Source organism: Robertmurraya sp. GLU-23 (assembly GCF_052983275.1).
The window spans coordinates 17055-35315 of the sequence record NZ_JBRKCV010000016.1 but is presented as its reverse complement, the minus strand read 5'-3'; the positions used below and the strand labels follow the sequence as shown (position 1 = coordinate 35315).

General features: G+C 35.5%; 15 protein-coding genes. 14 read left to right on the top strand and 1 reads right to left on the bottom strand.

Annotation, left to right across the window (positions count from 1 at the left end; all coding sequences use genetic code 11):
* Nucleotides 1-14: 14 nt before the first annotated feature.
* The 4 genes from ACVBAX_RS19935 (at nucleotide 15) to ACVBAX_RS19920 (ending at nucleotide 5350) form a co-directional block, all read left to right on the top strand.
* The gene (locus ACVBAX_RS19935) at nucleotides 15-1787 is read left to right on the top strand and encodes a sulfatase (protein WP_447118541.1); all 1773 of its coding nucleotides are present in this window, start codon (nucleotides 15-17) and stop codon (nucleotides 1785-1787) included.
* 47 nt (nucleotides 1788-1834) lie between these two features.
* A complete protein-coding gene (locus ACVBAX_RS19930) occupies nucleotides 1835-2800 on the top strand; it encodes a formylglycine-generating enzyme family protein (RefSeq protein WP_447118540.1) in 966 nt (321 codons plus the stop codon).
* A 75-nt stretch (nucleotides 2801-2875) separates the two neighbouring features.
* A complete protein-coding gene (locus ACVBAX_RS19925) occupies nucleotides 2876-3760 on the top strand; it encodes a LysR family transcriptional regulator (protein WP_447118539.1) in 885 nt (294 codons plus the stop codon).
* 222 nt (nucleotides 3761-3982) lie between these two features.
* A complete protein-coding gene (locus ACVBAX_RS19920; protein ID WP_447118538.1) occupies nucleotides 3983-5350 on the top strand; it encodes a PTS transporter subunit EIIC in 1368 nt (455 codons plus the stop codon).
* Nucleotides 5351-5496: 146 nt separating this feature from the next.
* Here ACVBAX_RS19920 and ACVBAX_RS19915 read toward each other — a convergent pair whose 3' ends face one another.
* Nucleotides 5497-6795 (bottom strand): Glu/Leu/Phe/Val family dehydrogenase, encoded by a 1299-nt coding sequence (locus ACVBAX_RS19915; protein ID WP_447118537.1) that lies wholly within the window; start codon nucleotides 6793-6795, stop codon nucleotides 5497-5499.
* Between the two features lie 288 nt (nucleotides 6796-7083).
* Between ACVBAX_RS19915 and ACVBAX_RS19910 the strand changes: the two genes are divergently transcribed.
* From ACVBAX_RS19910 to ACVBAX_RS19865, 10 genes are all read left to right on the top strand, one after another.
* A complete protein-coding gene (locus tag ACVBAX_RS19910) occupies nucleotides 7084-7683 on the top strand; it encodes a HutD/Ves family protein (RefSeq protein ID WP_447118536.1) in 600 nt (199 codons plus the stop codon).
* Nucleotides 7684-7851: 168 nt separating this feature from the next.
* Nucleotides 7852-8721 carry a MurR/RpiR family transcriptional regulator gene (locus ACVBAX_RS19905; RefSeq protein ID WP_447118535.1) on the top strand — a complete coding sequence of 290 codons (870 nt, stop codon included), beginning with the start codon at nucleotides 7852-7854 and terminating at the stop codon, nucleotides 8719-8721.
* A 488-nt stretch (nucleotides 8722-9209) separates the two neighbouring features.
* Entirely contained in the window at nucleotides 9210-10469 is a 1260-nt protein-coding gene (locus ACVBAX_RS19900; RefSeq protein ID WP_447118534.1) for an allantoate amidohydrolase, read from the top strand.
* Between the two features lie 52 nt (nucleotides 10470-10521).
* Nucleotides 10522-11688 carry an N-methyl-L-tryptophan oxidase gene (solA, locus tag ACVBAX_RS19895; RefSeq protein WP_447118533.1) on the top strand — a complete coding sequence of 389 codons (1167 nt, stop codon included), beginning with the start codon at nucleotides 10522-10524 and terminating at the stop codon, nucleotides 11686-11688.
* 39 nt (nucleotides 11689-11727) lie between these two features.
* Nucleotides 11728-12642: a proline dehydrogenase family protein gene (locus ACVBAX_RS19890; RefSeq protein ID WP_447118592.1), complete on the top strand. Its 915-nt coding sequence runs from the start codon at nucleotides 11728-11730 to the stop codon at nucleotides 12640-12642.
* Between the two features lie 24 nt (nucleotides 12643-12666).
* Nucleotides 12667-14238, top strand: a complete 1572-nt coding sequence (gene pruA, locus ACVBAX_RS19885; RefSeq protein WP_447118532.1) for an L-glutamate gamma-semialdehyde dehydrogenase — start codon at nucleotides 12667-12669, stop codon at nucleotides 14236-14238.
* 38 nt (nucleotides 14239-14276) lie between these two features.
* Nucleotides 14277-15287, top strand: a complete 1011-nt coding sequence (gene dctP, locus ACVBAX_RS19880) for a TRAP transporter substrate-binding protein DctP (protein ID WP_447118531.1) — start codon at nucleotides 14277-14279, stop codon at nucleotides 15285-15287.
* Nucleotides 15288-15400: 113 nt separating this feature from the next.
* On the top strand, nucleotides 15401-15931 hold the full coding sequence (locus ACVBAX_RS19875; RefSeq protein WP_447118530.1) for a TRAP transporter small permease: 531 nt from the start codon (nucleotides 15401-15403) through the stop codon (nucleotides 15929-15931).
* A gap of 24 nt (nucleotides 15932-15955) precedes the next feature.
* A complete protein-coding gene (locus tag ACVBAX_RS19870; RefSeq protein ID WP_447118529.1) occupies nucleotides 15956-17257 on the top strand; it encodes a TRAP transporter large permease in 1302 nt (433 codons plus the stop codon).
* Between the two features lie 26 nt (nucleotides 17258-17283).
* Nucleotides 17284-18252 carry an ornithine cyclodeaminase family protein gene (locus ACVBAX_RS19865; protein ID WP_447118528.1) on the top strand — a complete coding sequence of 323 codons (969 nt, stop codon included), beginning with the start codon at nucleotides 17284-17286 and terminating at the stop codon, nucleotides 18250-18252.
* Nucleotides 18253-18261 lie beyond the last annotated feature (9 nt).

Sequence of the window (18261 nt, the reverse complement as noted above, 5' to 3'; positions counted from 1 at the left end):
GGACTGAGTACCAAATGAAAGTAATTCAAGTAATGTTTGACACCCTAAGAAGAGATTATTTAACTCCATATGGAGGAACGGACATAAGTACTCCAAACTTTGATCGATTGGCCGAAAAATCAGTTCGATTCGATAACTTTTTTGCTGGAAGTTTACCATGTATGCCAGCTCGTCGTGAACTTCACACTGGTCGTTACAACTTTCTTCATAGAGGATGGGGACCAGTTGAACCGTTTGATGACTCGATGCCAGAAATCTTAACAGAAAATGGAGTATATACTCATTTGGTAACAGACCATAAACATTATTGGAGAGATGGTGGTGCAACTTATCACCCTCGTTATTCTTCTTATGAATTGATTAGAGGTCAGGAAGGTGATCGGTGGAAGCCAAGGGTAATGAAGAATATGGAAGTTAAGGGTTTAGAGAACCTACATCCGAAAATGAAGGAAAGGAAATTAGGCAGTATTACTCAGGATTTGGTGAACCGAGAATATATGCAAAGGGAAGAGGATCATCCTCTCTATCGAACAGTGAAAGCAGGACTTCACTTTTTAGAAGAAAATAAAGATGCTGACAATTGGTTTTTACAAATTGAATGCTTTGATCCACACGAACCGTTTTTTGTACCAAAGAAATATTTGGATATGTGTGGGGTTTGTGAAGAGTATGATGGATGGATAACTTATACGCATGATGATTTTTCTAATGAAAAAAGAAACATGGTACAGGGGTACTATAAAGCCCTAGTTATGATGTGTGATGAATACCTAGGGAAAGTACTGGATTATATGGATGAATGGAATCTATGGGAAGATACCATGCTTATTGTAAATACAGATCATGGCTTTTTACTAGGTGAACATGAGTGGTGGGGTAAAAATATTATGCCTTTCTATAATGAGGTTGCTCAATTGCCATTTTTTATTTGGGATCCTCGTAGTAAGATACAAAATGTTCATTGTGAGCAATTAGCTCAGACCATTGATGTTCCTGCGACCATATTAGAATTCTTTAATTTAACAATTCCAAGTGATATGGATGGAAAACCACTTACAACAATTATAAATGAGGAACATCCAAATCATGAGGATGTATTATTTGGCGCATATGCAAGCAGTATAAACATATCTAATGGGCAATATGTTTATATGAGGTTTCCAAGTCCCAACTATGAGGGCAAATTATACGAGTACACTTTATCACCAATGAGAATGGAAAGACGTTTCTCACCAAAAGAACTAACTAATATAACGTTGGATGGTTCGTTTCGTTTTACAAAGGGAATCAGTGTGCTAAAAGTTGAATCTGATACTGGTATGATGAAAAGTTACCAACGATATCAAAATAGACTTTATAACTATAAAGAGGATCCAAAACAAGAACAACCTATTTACGATATAAAAAAGGAATTTGAAATGATTCAAAGAATGAAACGTTTAATGGAAGAAAATGAAGCGCCACAAGAGCTTTATGCTTATTATGGACTTGATAATTTACATTCTGAAAATGACCTAATTAATGAGCATGATAAAATAGGAAAAGAGAAGGAATTCTCATTAAATGGCCTTACATTTAGAAATAGTGGAACAAAAGAGGGCTACTTATTGCTACAGGGTATATTAAAAGGTGAGATGAAAGAAGAAATAACTAATTACTTTGTCTCACTTGGACCGAGTCATATAATTGACGCTGAGGAACTTCTACATTGGGTAGAAGGATATGTGAATAAAGAAGAACAACCTTTTACCATTTATCAATTAAATATGGCTTTAAGAATTGATTAATTTAAAACAACCCGATACTTGTTATTAAGTTAAAAGAGGAGTCCCCTATGAATACGGAGAATAGAAAAACCTGTTGTTCTATCAATAGGAAGGAAGTTGCAAATAATGTAGAAACGATGGGAAACGATTCTGAAAGAGAGTCCTTCCTGGAGCAATCCAAGAATGCCGGTGAACATATGGTCTTGATTCCAGGGGCAACCTTTTATATGGGAGATTCATATAAGGAAGGCTTCCCTCAAGATGGAGAAGCCCCAGTAAAAAAAGTTGAAATATCTCCTTTTTACATGGATCCATTTGCTGTAACCAATCAGGACTTTTCAGTTTTTGTTAAGGATACAGGTTATATTACAGAATCTGAGAAATATGGGTGGTCTTTTGTATTTTATCAATTTGTTGATCAGGACAAGGTTGAACTAGTGCAACCGTCTAATCATTGGTGGCTACCTGTTAAAGATGCTTATTGGTCACAACCTGAAGGGAAAGGTTCATCTATAGAAGACCGTATGAACCATCCTGTTGTTCAGGTGACATGGAATGACGCAATGGCTTACTGTGAATGGGCTGGGAAAAGATTACCGACTGAAGCGGAATGGGAATTTGCGGCACGAGGTGGTCTAGTTAAAAAGCGTTTTCCTTGGGGGAATGAGTTAACTCCTAATGGAGAGCATCGTTGTAATATATGGCAAGGGACATTTCCTACTTATAACGATATGAGGGATGGTTATATAGGAACAGCACCTGTAGATACTTTTAAGCCAAATGGTTATGGACTTTATAATATGTCAGGGAATGTTTGGGAATGGTGTTCGGATTATTTTGACCCTAGATATAACCATAGCCAAATAAAAGACCCTCGGGGACCTATAAGAGGAAGAACGCGTTCAATGAGAGGTGGATCATTTCTTTGTCATGATTCATACTGCAATCGATACCGAGTTGCTGCCCGTAATTCAAACCCACCCGATACTTCTTCCAGTAATTTAGGGTTTCGTTGTGTATCTGACATTCGATAAACATGGTTGAAAGGAGGCAAATCTCTCTTTGCCTCCTTTCATTTACCTCGATAAGGGAGAGGCGGTGTATTTTTAGTGAATTTAGAAAGTTTAAAGATGTTTTGCCATGTCGTGGATGAAGGAAGTATTACTAAGGCAGCTAAGATAGGTTTTGTTTCTCAACCTGCGGTAACAAGACAAATACATCAGCTTGAGGAATTATATGGTACTCATTTGTTTGATCGAGTGGATGGAAAACTAAAGCTCTCTGAGGCGGGAAAGGTACTCTATCCCTATGCAAAGGAAATTATTGAATATACACAAAAATCATTTGATGCCGTGCATGAACTTACTGGTCGTGCTGAAACTATTTTAAATGTGGGTACAAGCTTAACCATCGGGGAGTATTTATTGCCTGATATACTTGGGAACTTCAGTAAAATCTATCCTAATATAAAGTTCAGTATAACCGTTAAGAATACACCAGAAATACTAAGTAAACTAGAGCATAACGACATTGATATAGCATTAGTAGAAGGTGCGGTAAGTAATAAAGATCTTATCACTGAGAAATTTGCAGACGATGAATTAGTTTTAATAGCTCCAGCTAATCATCGATGGGCAAAGAGAGAGCGTATAAGTATAAGAGAATTATCAGAAGAAAAAGTGCTTTGGCGTGAGTCAGATTCAGGAACACGACATATTGTTGAAGATGCTTTAAATAAGTTTGGTGTACTTGAACATATCAATCATTCTATGGAGCTAGGAAGTACACAATCTATTAAAAGTGCGGTTGAGGCTGAGCTAGGAATAAGTATTCTTCCCAAGTTAACTGTTCTTAGGGAATTGAAATATGGGGTATTGCGAGAGGTGAAAATTGAAGATTTCCAATTACTGAGAGACTTATGGTTGGTACAAAGGAATCATCGGTTTCCTAAGACTGGCTTAAATAAATTTGTTGAGCATATTCGTGGTCTATAAGTTTTTATAAGTTTAAATAAAGTGAATCTAAATTTTGAACTAGGATAAACAATATTATCCTAGTTTTTATATCTCTATAAAAAAACTGTACTCAAAAATAGTCCCAGAATTTGAAGCCGTTTCCCAAAACGTGTGAAACAGCTATTAATAAAAGGGTTAGTAAAATACAATTATTTGGGTAAGCGGTTCCATGATCAATGAGTTTAGAAGGAAGGTAGAAAAATGGACGACAAGACTTTAGCTAAAAAGATAATAGATTTATCTGGGGGAGTTGAAAACTTTAACAGACTTACCAACTGTATGACGAGAGTACGAATAAAGTATAAGGATGACTCAAAGGTAGACTTTGAAAAGATAAAAGAATTAAAAGGTGTTCTAGGAATTATTAAAGAAGATAGTACACAAATAGTTGTAGGACCTGGACGTAGTAATAAAGTTAGGCAGGAGATAGAAGATACTATTAATGCATCAGGTACAAACTTGGTGGACGGAGAAGAAAGCTCAGAAAAGAAAAAAGGTTTTCTGAAGATAATCTCAAACATTTTTGTACCTATCATTCCTGCGATAATTGCCTCAGGTATTCTTCAAGGAGTAAATAATATTATTTCAAATATGGCTTCTGCAGAAGCGAAAGAGCTAGGAGTTAAGGGGACAGAAACTCTAACCGCAACACAAGTAGTGTTAGATTCTTGGAATATGCTTCAAGTGAGTACAGTTTTGGCTATTCTTGCATCAGCAACGTTTGCATTTTTAGCAATATATACCGGTATAACTGCCGCTAAGGAATTTAAAACAGATGTTATTCTTGGTGGCGCTTTGGGTGCAGTTTCCATTTCAGGGTCAGTTTTAGGAGTAATTGGTTTATCAAATGGTGAGGGTGGATTATTCGGAGTTATTCTAGGCGTGTATCTCTTGGCAAAAATTCAAAAATTACTAAGAAGAATGATACCGAATATTTTGGATGTAGTCGTTACTCCGACGTTAGCTTTAGTAATTACAGGTGCCATTTTCTTATTTACTATTATGCCACTTGCCGGAATCTTATCTGAATGGTTAATCAATGGAATTATGTCATTAATTGAGTATAGTGGTATATTAGGTGGATTTGTATTATCGGCATTATTCCCTTCTTTAATTGCAACGGGGTTACATCATGGCCTTTCAGCTATTCATACTGAATTAATCAATACAACAGGATCTGACCCAATCTTTCCTGTACAAATCATGAGTAATGCGGGTATGGTTGGTGCTGGTCTTGCTATTTACTTCTTAACTACTAGTTCAAAGGTGAAAGAAATTGCGAAGGGAGCTATCCCAACTACTTTCCTGGCAGTAGGTGAACCGACAATGTATGGAGTGGTTCTCCCTTCCGGTTTTGGCTTTATTACCGCTTCTATTGGTGCTGGGATTGGAGGAATCATGATTAGGTTATTTGATGTACATTCCTCTGCTTTTGGTGCAGCGGGTATGTCTGCCATTCCGTTAATTGCAAATGGGGATTACTTACAATACCTAATTAGTTATGCTGTTGGTTGTAGTGCCGCGTTTATCCTAACTTATGTAGTGGGAAAAGCTAGAAAGTTTAGCTAGAGTGCTATTTGTTAGACATTTGAAAAAGCAGGGAAACTTCAAAGAAGAGGTTTCCCTGCTTTTTTACTTCTTATGGGTAAAATTTGGCCTCTAGGTTCCAGAGGAAATCTATTGTCAAATAAAAATTTAAACCATCGGTCCCAATTTTAGACCCATCCACGAAATCGTGATGCTTCAGCCATTTTCTTGATTCCCACCATGAAAGCTGCTAACCGCATATCCACTTTATAAGCCTGGGAAGTTTGATAAATCGTTTCAAAGGAGTTAACCATTACTTTTTGTAGTTTTTCAGCTATCTCTTCCTCTGCCCAGTAATAACCTTGATTATTTTGAACCCATTCAAAATAAGAAACGACTACCCCACCAGCACTTGCTAGTATATCAGGTACAATAAGAATCCCTCTTTTATCTAATATTTTGGTTGCTTCAAGACTGGTCGGGCCGTTTGCAGCCTCGACTACAATTGGTGCTTTGATATGGTGAGCATTTTGTGATGTAATTTGATTTGAAATGGCTGCTGGAACAAGTATGTCACAATCCTTTTCTAGTAATTCTTGATTTGTAATAACATTAGTAAATAAATTTGTAACTGTGCCAAAACTATCGCGTTTCTCGAGTAAATAATTGATATCGAGTCCCTCAGGATTATAAAGAGCACCATATGCATCTGAAATACCTATCACTTTTGCTCCTTTATTTTCCATAAATTGTGCTAGAAAGCTCCCGGCATTTCCAAATCCCTGGATGATAATTTTAGCCCCTTGAAGATCAATCCCTTTTTTCTTAGTAGCTTCTTCAATACAAATTGTGACACCACGTGCAGTAGCTGTCTCGCGACCTTGTGATCCGCCTAAAACAATTGGCTTACCCGTAATAAACCCAGGGGAATCAAATTCTCGAAGGCGACTATACTCATCCATCATCCAAGCCATAATTTGTGAATTTGTAAACACATCAGGAGCAGGTATATCCTTAGTAGGTCCTACAATTTGGCTTATGGCCCGAACATATCCTCGGCTTAATCTCTCAATCTCTCTAAACGACATGTTTCTTGGGTCACAAATAATACCACCTTTTCCCCCACCATAGGGTAAATTAGCAATACCGCATTTCAAACTCATCCAGATGGACAAGGCTTTTACTTCTTGCTCATTGACTTCAGGATGAAAACGAACTCCCCCTTTTGTTGGACCAACTGAATCGTTATGTTGGGAACGAAAGCCAGTAAACACTTTAATAGAGCCGTCATCCATTCGTACGGGAATCCGAACAGTGAAATTTCTCAGAGGTTCTTTTAATAATTCGTACATGTCATCATTGTACATTAACTTCTGAATGGCTTCTTTTATTAATAACTGAGTGGATTTTAATAAATCGACTACTTCGGTATTGTTATTGTCTAGTTTTTGAAACGGTACATTATTAGCAGGGGCTGCTACTTTCATTCTCTACACCTCATAAGTTAGATTTGGTTTCCACAAAAACATAAATTATCAAGTTAACTATTACCTAGAATTCCACTTTTTCTCTAAGCACTCCCTCCTAAAGTTAATCAATTTATTACTTTAAATTTAAAAAATTACTAAATTAATTTAATACCAAAAAGGAATGAATAATCCTATAATATAAAAAATAGGTTCGTTTATTCCAACTATATGTTAGAAATTTTGCCAAATTAAATTATTATGTAATTTGATTTGGGGATTAAGGGGGAGATTTGTATTTCGTATTCATTGAAAATAATTAAAAGATTTGAGCAACTAACGAATTCCTGGTCGGGTGGTGAAACAACCGAAATAGCTATTTATCCAGAAGACTCAGCATTTAATAAGCGTAATTTTAAGTGGAGAATCAGTATTGCAACTGTAGACGAGGAGGAATCAATATTTACTGTAATTCATGGCATTTGGAGAAAAACTATGGTCATTGAAGGAGAAATGCTTCTTAAACACAAGGGGCATCATCAAATTCTATTAAAACCATTTGAACAAGACAGTTATAGTGGGGAATGGCAAACTCAATGTAAGGGAAGGGTAAAAAATTTCAACCTAATGGTGGCAGAGGGGGGGAAGGGAGAAATATCCTCTCTTCATCTACAAAAAGGAAATCATCATAAACGATTTATTATTAACTCTAAAAAGGAAAGTGTGGAGGCTTTTTATTGTATAAATAAAAAAGTCACAATAACTCTTGAAAAAAGTGAGTCTATCGATTTGCTAGAAGGTGACTTAATGTTATTAACAATGCTTGATAAAAAGGAACAGATAGACATCATACTATCCAATGAAAATGAGGAAATTGCAAATGTATTAAGAGCAAGTATTTACTTTTGAATCTAGAAAATGTAAATAAACTATTCTAAGAGATTACTCTTTTTTAGATTTTAATTAGTATCTTTAAGTTTCTGAAAATTCAAATTACGTTGTGGATATACAAATATTTCGATATACTTATTAAAAATATGTAGTTATATAAAATTTCAAATGAAAGCAGGTGGGTCTTTGTTAAAAACAGAAAAGGATACGAATGTATTAGATCATATTATTTCTGTTAAAGATTCGTTACCCAATAAACAGAGACAATTATGTGATTATATATTAGAAAATCACCAAGATATCGGATTATTTACAGTCAAAGAGTTATCAATTAGAGCTAATGTTGGAACAACGACTGTTTTACGATTAGTGAAAGTATTAGGATATGAAAGTTTTTTTGATTTAAGAAAGGAGTTCCATAATATTCAGAAGAATTATTCTGATAAATGGGAAAATGTACAAAAATCTTTTGGAAAAGGTGATGAGAACGAGGACTTCAAAACGCTCTCAAATGTTTGGGAAGAAGGAGTACATTTGTTGGATAAATCCCTTAATCCCCAATTAGTTGAGAGTTTTAAAAAGGCAATGGATTTAATTGAAAATGCTTCGAGAATTAATATGCTTGGATTACGTCCTTATAAAGCTGTAGCTATATACTTAGAACTACTGATTGAGGAGTTCCAATCAAATACAAGACAGCTTAGTTATGATAGTGAGTCAATGTTCGAAAGAATACTTCAGTTTGAAAAAAGTGAAGTTATAATATTATTTGGATTTTCACCGTATACTCAGCGGACGATCGATGCTGCGAGTGTCGCTTATAAACAAGGTATTCCTATTGTACTAATTACTGACCATTTATCATGTCCTTTTGCAAGCTATTCAAGTGTTATTTTAACATTAGAAACAGGGGATAATCATTTTTCGATCATCCCAATTATTGCACTTGTCGAAGCAATAGTGGTTGAATTAGGCAAAAGACAATCAAAAACATCAATACAGAAGATTAGAAATTTGGTCGAAACTTTAAAAGAAAAAAATATCATAGTTGATTAACGACTTTTTATATATTAGAAAATATGACATTACCAAGCGTTTTTCGTATGAAACGTATAAGGTAATGTCTTTTTATTTTTGGGAGCAATTCATTCCGAAAGGAACAAATAAACCTTTTTTAAAAAAAGTGGTTTACAACCAATCTAATGGGTGCTAATATACACTTGAAGTAAGTGAATTTTTAGACTATTCAAACAAAAGGGGAGTTTATATGAGTAATATAAATATAGATTATTGTTAATGAGAGATTTGTAAGCGTTGCCAAATCGCGGATAAATAGAAGTGCTAGATGTGACTAATTACTAAGTTAATCAATGTGTTAATAAACTTTTTTGGTTAGATAAAATGACAGGTTGCTTGAAGTAGTAGTTCGATATAATTTAATATTCAGATAACACAAAGGATAATTTGTTCCTTTTGTTAATAAAAAGGAATTTATAATCCGGTTATTAGAGAACTTCCAAAATTAACTTGAAGGAGAACTTTGAATGGAACTTACAAAATTATGTATCAATGCTAAACGTTTAGAAGAAATGATATATGAGCTCGGTCAATTTGGCTTAAATGAGAAAGGAGGATTAGATCGAACGACTTTTACAAAACCTGAATTGGCTGCACGTGACTGGTTGAAGGAGAAACTTGAAAATTTGCATCTTACTATAAAAGTTGATCCAGCTGCTAATATTTGGGCAACACGGAAAGGTAAGGAGGAGAACTTGCCGGTAATTTCTTTTGGATCACACATCGATACTGTTCCAAATGGAGGCAAATATGACGGTGCTCTAGGTGTCCTTATTGCATTAGAAATAATTACTAGTTTAGAGGAAATGGGAGTTGAAACCAGACATCCACTGGAAATTGTCTCTTTTAGTGCTGAGGAGCCTAATCCATTTGGTTTATCCACTTTTGGAAGCCGAGCAGTTACTAATAAGTTGAAAAAGGACGATATAGAACATGTGAAGAACTCCGAAGGACAATTATTCACGAATGCTCTAGCAAGTGCAGGTGGAAGCTTTAACTCTTTTGAGGAAGTTGTTCGTTCCCCCAATGAATTTAGTGCTTTTCTAGAAGTACACATTGAACAAGGAAAAAGGTTGTTAAATCAGTCCATTCCAGTGGGAGTAGTTACAGCAATTACTGGGATATATCGAGAAGAGATTATGGTACTTGGTCAAGCGAACCATGCAGGAACAACATTAATGGAAGACAGAAAAGATGCTTTAGTTGCAGCTGCTGAAATAGTTTTAGCTCTAGAAGAAACAAGTAAACAACATCCTTCTAATGAGGTTGTGGGAACAATTGGGAAATTAGAGGTATTCCCTGGTGCGGCGAATATCATCCCCGAAGAAGTGAAGTTAACTATAGAAATACGTGGGAAAACAGATGACGAAATAAGGGAAGTATTAACTGAATTAGAAACAAATTTACAGAGAATAAGCAGTAATCGTTCTATTCAGTTGAGGAGAAAAGTAGTTCTAGATCAAAAGCCTGCCCCTATGGATAAAACCGTTATTAACATAATTGAGCAACAGGCAAATTTACTAGGTTATTCTTCTTGCCTACTCGGTAGCATGGCAGGCCATGATGCGACTCACATGGCATCAATTACAAAAAGCGGGATGTTATTTGTTCCAAGTATTGATGGAAAGAGTCATTGCCCAGATGAGGAAAGTAGAATGGAGGACATCGAAAAAGTTGCTAATGTGTTACTTCATACCATTTTAAAATTGGATCAAGAACTAGATTAATAAGCAGGTAACCAATCTATTAAATAACACTATAACACTAAATACCCTTAAAGTGAGGTTGAAGGAATTGAATGAAAAGTCCATTTTCGACGTTATTGTTGTAGGGGGTGGCTCAATGGGAACGGCTGCTGCTTATTATTTAGCCAAGCAAAATCAACGTGTACTAATGATTGATCAGTTTTCTATTCCAAATCTATATGGAAGCCATCATGGTCACACAAGAATACTTCGCTTGGGATATGGTAATGGCGGTAAATATGTCCCATTAGCACTAGAATCGTTAGCGCTATGGAAGGATTTAGAAAAGAAGACAGGTAAAACCCTCTACACCAAAACAGGTGCATTATCGGTTGGTCATCCTGAGTCATCTTTCGTAAAAGAATCCATTGAAAGTTCCATAAAATACAATCTTGAATATGAAAAAATGGATGCAGAAATGATTATGGAAAGATGGTCTGGAATTAAAGTCCCAAACAATTATATTGGTTGTTATGATCCGGAGTCAGGGTTCTTATTCAGTGAAGAATGTATCCTAGCTTTTAAAGAGCAATCCATTGCTCAAGGTGTTACCGTCTTGGAAAATGAGAAAGTATTTAACATATCAATCGAAGAAGATTCAGCAGAAGTTACAACAAGTAGTGGAGTTTATATGTCTTCTAAACTAGTAATTACAGCAGGGGCTTGGATTCCTGAGTTGCTAAAGGGCTTGGATTTGCCTATTCAACCAATTAGAAAAACAATTGGATGGTTTCAGCCTATGCAAGATCAGCTGTATAACAAAAATTTCCCTGTTTTCGTTTTTGATACTGAATCAGATGGTCATTATTATGGGTTTCCTGATTTTGATGGTTCAGGTGTGAAGTTAGGCCGCATGGACGAGGGACATAACGTTGATCCAAACAATGTAAACCGTGAATTTGGTAGTTATGAAGAGGACGAAGGAGATATTAGGAGATTCTTAGAGAACTATATGCCAAAAGCAGCGGGCAAGTTACTTGACGGAAAAGTTTGTATGTTCTCAAATACCCCTGACTCTGACTTTATTGTGGATATACACCCTCAACATCGAAATGTGGTTCTTGCAGGAGGATTTTCAGGTCATGGTTTTAAATTTGCTAGTGCAATAGGAAGCATTTTATCTGACTTAGTCCTTGAAGGGAAAACGAGTCTTGATATCTCCTATTTAAGCTTGAATCGGTTTTTAAAAGCTACTATATAAGTAGGATAAATTTAAATGGAATGGAAGATGATGAGAAGGATGGAAAACGTATTAAGCAATACCTTTCAGACTCTTGCAAAAAATAAAGTGGCTAATAAAATGGCTAAAAAATATGGGATGAAATTCGGAGCTAAACGATTTGTAGCTGGGGATACGATAGACCAGGCTATAGATTGTGTTCGAAAGTTAAATGCAGATGGTATGGTTGCCATGTTGAACTATTTAGGAGAATATGTATTTTCTGAAAAGGCTGCACAAGAGGCTACGAGAAACTGTATAAGAACATTAGATGCCATTCATCAGTCCGGCATTGACAGTAATCTTTCTGTCAAAACTTCTTCATTAGGGCTGGATGTGAGTAAAGAACTATGTATTCAGAATTTAAAACAAATTTTGGATCGGGCCAAGTTGTATGGTAATTTTGTTCGAATTGAAATGGAAGATTTTTCACACTGTCAATTGACCTTAGACATCTATAAAGAATTGAAAAAAGAATACGATAATATCGGGACAGTGCTCCAAGCCTATCTTTATAGGACAGAAGATGATATTGAGGACTTAAACAAATATAATGCTAATCTACGTCTAGTAAAGGGTGCTTATAAAGAGCCAGCGGATGTCGCTTTCCCTAAAAAATCAGACGTCGATAAAAATTATGAAGCCATTATTAAAAAGCACTTATTAAATGGAAATTACGCTGGTCTCGCTACGCATGATGACGTGATAATTCAGAAAATTATTCAATTTACGGAGGAACAGAATATTCCTAAATGCCAGTTTGAGTTTCAGATGTTATACGGGATTCGTTCTGACCTGCAAAAAAAACTTACTGACCAAGGTTATAAAGTACGTGTATATGTACCATACGGTGTTGACTGGTTTGGTTATTTCATGCGAAGACTCGCCGAACGCCCTGAAAACGTTACGTTTGTTTTGAAAAATTCATTTAAATAGAATCATATATTAGGAGGAAATAAAATGACTAAAACACTTGATACTCTTAAACTCGCTACGTTTCGTAACGAACCCGATACAGATTTTTCAATCGCCAGTGAAGTAGAAGCATTAAAGGGAGCCATCTCTTCTATTAGAAAGGAATTAGGAAAAGTATATCCCGTGATCATTGGGGGAGAAAAAATCTTCACTGAAGATAAACTAACATCAATTAATCCTGGGAAAAAAGAAGAAATTATAGGGTATGTAAGTAAAGTGGACCGCGATATGGCTGAGAGATCCATTCATATAGCTACGGAAGTCTTTAATTCTTGGAAAAAAGTAGAAGCCGAAAAGAGAGCTGAATATCTATTCAAAGCTGCTGAACTAATGAGACAAAAACGTCATGAATTTTCTGCTCTACTCATCCTTGAAGCAGGGAAAAACTATGCAGAAGCTGATGGAGAAGTTTCTGAGGCGATCGACTTTATGGAATTCTACGGAAGGTCAATGATCCAATTAGAAGAGGACACTCACTTCGTAAAAAGCATTCCAAATGAAAAAAACAGATTGACTTACATTCCATTAGGGGTAGGCTTTATCGTTCCACCTTGGAACTTCCCATTAGCCATTTGCGTTGGCTTGACCGTTTCGGCTGTGGTGACCGGGAATACAACACTTATGAAGCCAGCTTCGATTACTCCTATTATAGCTTATAAATTTATGGAGTTAATGGAAGAAGTGGGTCTACCAGACGGTGTTATCAACTTCATCCCAGGAGATTCGTCTGTGATAGGAGACTTTATTACGGGTCATCCACTCACAAGATTCATTAGTTTCACCGGTTCAAAGAACGTTGGTCTTCATATCAATGAACTTGCTGCAAAAACAGCAAAAGGCCAAAAGTGGATCAAGCGAGTAAATGCAGAGATGGGTGGAAAAGACGGGATAGTGATAGATGAAACGGCTGATTTAGATGCAGCAGCAAAATCGATTGTTGCCTCAGCTTTCAGCTTTCAAGGACAAAAGTGTTCGGCGGGATCTAGAGCTATTATTGTAGAGGAGATATACGATGAGTTAGTAGAAAAAGTGGTTCAGTTAACAAAAGATCTTAAGATTGGAAATGGAGAAGACAACCACTTTATTGGTCCTGTAATAGATGAAAAGGCATATAATACGATTTTAAATTACATTGAAATAGGAAAACAGGAGGCAAAACTTGTGTTAGGCGGAGATAAAGGTAGCGAGGAAGGTTTTTACATCAATCCGACGATCTTCATCGATGCAGACCCGAACTGCAGGATCATGCAGGAAGAAATCTTTGGTCCGGTACTAACCATTGCTAAAGCCAAAGATTGGGAGGAAGCAATCGATATTTACAATAATACAGATTATGGTCTGACAGGCGGATTTTTCTCGTCCAATGAAGAGCGTATTGAACAAGCGATTGAACGAATGTACTGTGGAAATCTCTATATTAATAGAAATGTTACTGGTGCTCTCGTGGGTGTTCATCCATTTGGCGGATTTAATTTCTCCGGAACAGACTCCAAAGCCGGAAGTTATGATTACCTGAAATTATTTAGTCAAGGGAAATTGCATGCTCAAAAAATTTAGAAAGCTAAAAAAATCCATTATACAAAGGGTGAATACATTTGAAAAAAAAGATTTTTGGCTTGCTTGCTGCATCTCTTGCATTACTTTTCATTTCAGCCTGTAGTTCAACTGAAAGTGGGTCAGATTTAGATACTATTGAGATACGAATTTCAGGACAATCACCAGAAGATCATCCGAGTACTCAAGCTTTGTATAAGTTCGCAGAACAGATAAAAGAAAAAACGGATGGCCGAATTAATGTAAAGGTTTATCCAGCTAACCAATTAGGAGATTATACAACGGTTTATCAAGAGGTAGGACAGGGAACCATTGACATGGCTTTAGTCTCTCTTCCGGGTGAACTTGACAATCGATTAAGATTAAATTTTGTACCGTATTTAATAGAAGATTATGACGATATTGAAACGACCATTGGTACTAACTCTTATGTTTTTAAGAAGTTACAAGAAGTTAATAATGAGCAAGGGGTTCAATTTTTAGGCTTTCATGCAAATGGATTTGGCGGAGTGGGTACGACCAAAGAAGTAGATAATTTATTAGACTTCGGGGAGAAGAAAGGGGTATTATTGCGCGTACCACCGGATGATGTATTTAAACTACCAATGGATGATATTGGTTTTCAAACGGTAACCATTCCATTTGCCGATCTCTATACTTCTTTGCAAACAGGTGCAGCAGATGGATGGGCTGGTGGGGAAGCTTCCTTAAATTATCTAGGCTACCGAGATGTTATAAAATATTTTTACCAAACGCATGATTTCTTTAACGCAGATGCTTTTCTTATAAATAAAAATCTATTTGATAGCCTTAATGAAGAGGATCGTAAATTAATTGAGGAGCTATCAAATGAAATGATGGCTGAAAGTATTGAAACAGCTGAAAAGTATGATAAGGAATACACGGAAAAATTGAAAGAAGAGGGTATAGAGGTTGTTGAAATAAGTGAAGAAGAAATTAATAAATTAGCGGAGTATGTTCGTGCAAACACTTGGCCAAAACTTGAAAAAACTTTAGGTACAGATATCGTTGATGAATTACTAAAGCAGTAAACTATTAAGTGGAAATGACATTATTGTAAAAATGTCATTTCCATACAATTTAAACCAATCATCTTTCTTTTAAAAATAGAATTAATCAAATTAATGGTAAAGGGGAGGTTTGATTGAATATTTTAGTTAAAGTACAGAAGGGGATTATGATCATATCCAGCCTTATTATACTTATGGGCTTATTTCTATCTGTATGTTTCCGTTATGTTCTTGAAATGGACTTATTTGGAATTGAAGAACTGCTTCTTATCCCCATATTCTTGTTGTATTTTATTGGTGCTGCTCAAGGTAGCTATGAAAAGAGTCATATTACAGCAGATATTGTAGACTCCTATATTAAAAATCAAAAGATTAAAGCATGGAATAGAATGGTTACTTCACTAGTAACACTAATTGTTTGTTTAATAATAACATTTTGGAATACACAGTACTTAGTGTGGAGTTTCCATAATGGTGGTAACACAGCAGGTTACCAAATACCTCTATATATTCCACATGGAACAGTTCTAATTGGTTTCCTATTAATGTCTCTTTATTCACTAATAGATTTTGCCCGCCAAATTGGTATGGTTAGAGATGAAATGAAAAAGGGCAAAGCTATTCGTTCTATAAAAACAGATCTGGAAGGTAATTCCTCAACTTAATAAGAAAGAGTAAGGGGGTATTGTATGGAAATGTTAATCGCTTTATTCATTTTAATACTTACAATGATTATCGGTGTACCAATCCCATTTGTTTTCTTAGCTACAGTCATCTATTTAATTTTTTCATTAGGATATGACCCTAGCTTTTTGATCCCCTATGGATTTAGTAAATTAAATAATATGGTTTTATTGGCCATCCCACTTTTCGTTATGGCTGGTTCCATCATGAGCACAGGTGGTATTGCAAGAAGAATTGTTGAGTTTGCGGAGTTATTTATAGGGAAGGTGAAAGGCGGAATGGGCATTGTCACCATAATAGCCTGTGCATTTTTTGGTGCTATGTCCGGTAGTGCTGCGGCTGCTCTTACTAGTATAGGAAAAATAATGTTACCTCGTATGGAGGAAAGTGGTTATTCAAAAGGCTTTGCTACATCATTAATTTCAAGTGCTTCTGTCCTCGGTCTACTCATTCCCCCAAGTGCTCTTATTATTTTATATGCCTGGATTGGGAACCAATCTGTATTAGCAAGTTTTCTTGCTACAGTAGGACCAGGTATTATTTTAATGATTTTTTTAAGTATCATTAATGTCATTTATATGAGAAAAAGACATATTAAAAAAGTTGAAAATCCAGATGATATATTATTGTCTGTAGGTAAAAGATTTCAAAAGAGAACACTAGCCGCTTCGCCAGGTTTAATAATGCCATTTATTGTTTTAGGTAGCATTTATGGAGGAATAATGACCCCGACTGAAGCAGCAGCTATATCAGTAGTTTATGCGATTCCGGTTGGTTTTTGGTTTTATAAAGAATTAAAGATTAAAGGACTTTATGAAGCTTTAGTTGAGGCCGCTACTACAACGGGTGTTCTCATGGTTATGTTATATGCCATTATGATTCTTAGTCGAATAATTATTATGGAAAATGTCCCAGATGTATTGATGGATTTATTATTTAAAATTACAGAAAATCCGTTATTACTAATGTTAATCATTAATTTATTTTTGATTATTATAGGAATGTTAATGGATGATGTAAGTGCTGTTTTACTTTCAACCCCTCTTTTGTTACCTATTGTTGTGAGTTTAGGTGTTGATCCCATTCATTTCGCTGCTATTATTGGGGTGAACTTAGGTTTAGGTCTTCTTACACCACCAACAGCTCCTTTATTATATCTTGGTGGTCGATTGAGTAAAGCACCTATAAAAGACTTACTCGGGCCAACAATGGTGATGATTTTATTTGCTTGGGTACCAACTTTATTGATTACCACATATGTTCCTGAGGTAGCTTTATTTCTACCGGAATTACTTCTAGGTAAATAAGAGGTCTATAGAAAGGAGGAGTTTTTTTGTTACTACTATCTGAAAAAGATATTGATAAATCCCTATCGATGGAAGAAGCAATCGATGTGATAGAAGAAGCACTTTTAAAATATGCCAAAAATGAATTTGTTATGCCTGATAGGAACTTCTATAAAGTTAAAAATGAAGACACTTTATTGATAATGCCATGTTTTGTAGACGACTGTATAGGTTTAAAGGTAGTCACATCATATCCATCAAATAATACGACTAGTAGTCCGGTTACACAGGGGTTAGTGTTAATAAATAACAGAGAAACTGGGGACCCATTAGCAATAATAAATGGCACCAAATTAACAGCTATAAAAACAGCGGCTGTTTCAGGAGTTGCTATGAAGATCTTTATGAAAGAGGCCAAAACAATTGGATTAGTAGGTACTGGATTACAGGGTATGTATCAACTTCTTGCAGCTATCTCAAGTACTTCAGTACAAACCATTTACTTATTTAATCGGTCTTGTGAAAAAATGGAAAATTTTATTCGAGAATTCCGAGAAATTTCTGATAGTGATATCAATATCATACCTGTTTTTGACATAATGGAATTAGTTCGTAATTCACAAATTATCATAACTTCCACAACTTCTGTTTCCCCTGTTCTTCCAAATGAATCAGGTATTTATGAAAATAAATTAATTGTTGGAGTTGGGTCCTACAAAAGCAATATGAGAGAATTACCTCGAAAATTATTCGAAAATTTAGATTACTACTATATAGACTCTGAACAAGGAAAAGTAGAATGCGGTGATATTATAGACCCATTAGAAAATGGATGGATTAAAGATAACCAGATTGTATTGTTATCCGATTTTTTAAAGGGAGAATTACCTGCAGCTCGAAACAAAAATCCGATAGTATTTAAAACTGTTAGCATGGCATTATTTGATGCATGTATCGGCAATTATGTATTTAAGAAGGCAAATAAATTAGGGATTGGTCAAGAGATAAGGCTTTAACAATATAAT

Bases quoted from the DNA above. Each gene is read 5' to 3' on its own strand.
- ACVBAX_RS19890 (WP_447118592.1), top strand. From the start codon at position 11,728: ATGGAAAACGTATTAAGCAATACCTTTCAGACTCTTGCAAAAAATAAA.
- pruA (WP_447118532.1), top strand. From the start codon at position 12,667: ATGACTAAAACACTTGATACTCTTAAACTCGCTACGTTTCGTAACGAA.
- ACVBAX_RS19930 (WP_447118540.1), top strand. From the start codon at position 1,835: ATGAATACGGAGAATAGAAAAACCTGTTGTTCTATCAATAGGAAGGAA.
- ACVBAX_RS19915 (WP_447118537.1), bottom strand. From the start codon at position 6,795: ATGAAAGTAGCAGCCCCTGCTAATAATGTACCGTTTCAAAAACTAGAC.
- ACVBAX_RS19870 (WP_447118529.1), top strand. From the start codon at position 15,956: ATGGAAATGTTAATCGCTTTATTCATTTTAATACTTACAATGATTATC.
- ACVBAX_RS19900 (WP_447118534.1), top strand. From the start codon at position 9,210: ATGGAACTTACAAAATTATGTATCAATGCTAAACGTTTAGAAGAAATG.
- ACVBAX_RS19920 (WP_447118538.1), top strand. From the start codon at position 3,983: ATGGACGACAAGACTTTAGCTAAAAAGATAATAGATTTATCTGGGGGA.
- ACVBAX_RS19935 (WP_447118541.1), top strand. From the start codon at position 15: ATGAAAGTAATTCAAGTAATGTTTGACACCCTAAGAAGAGATTATTTA.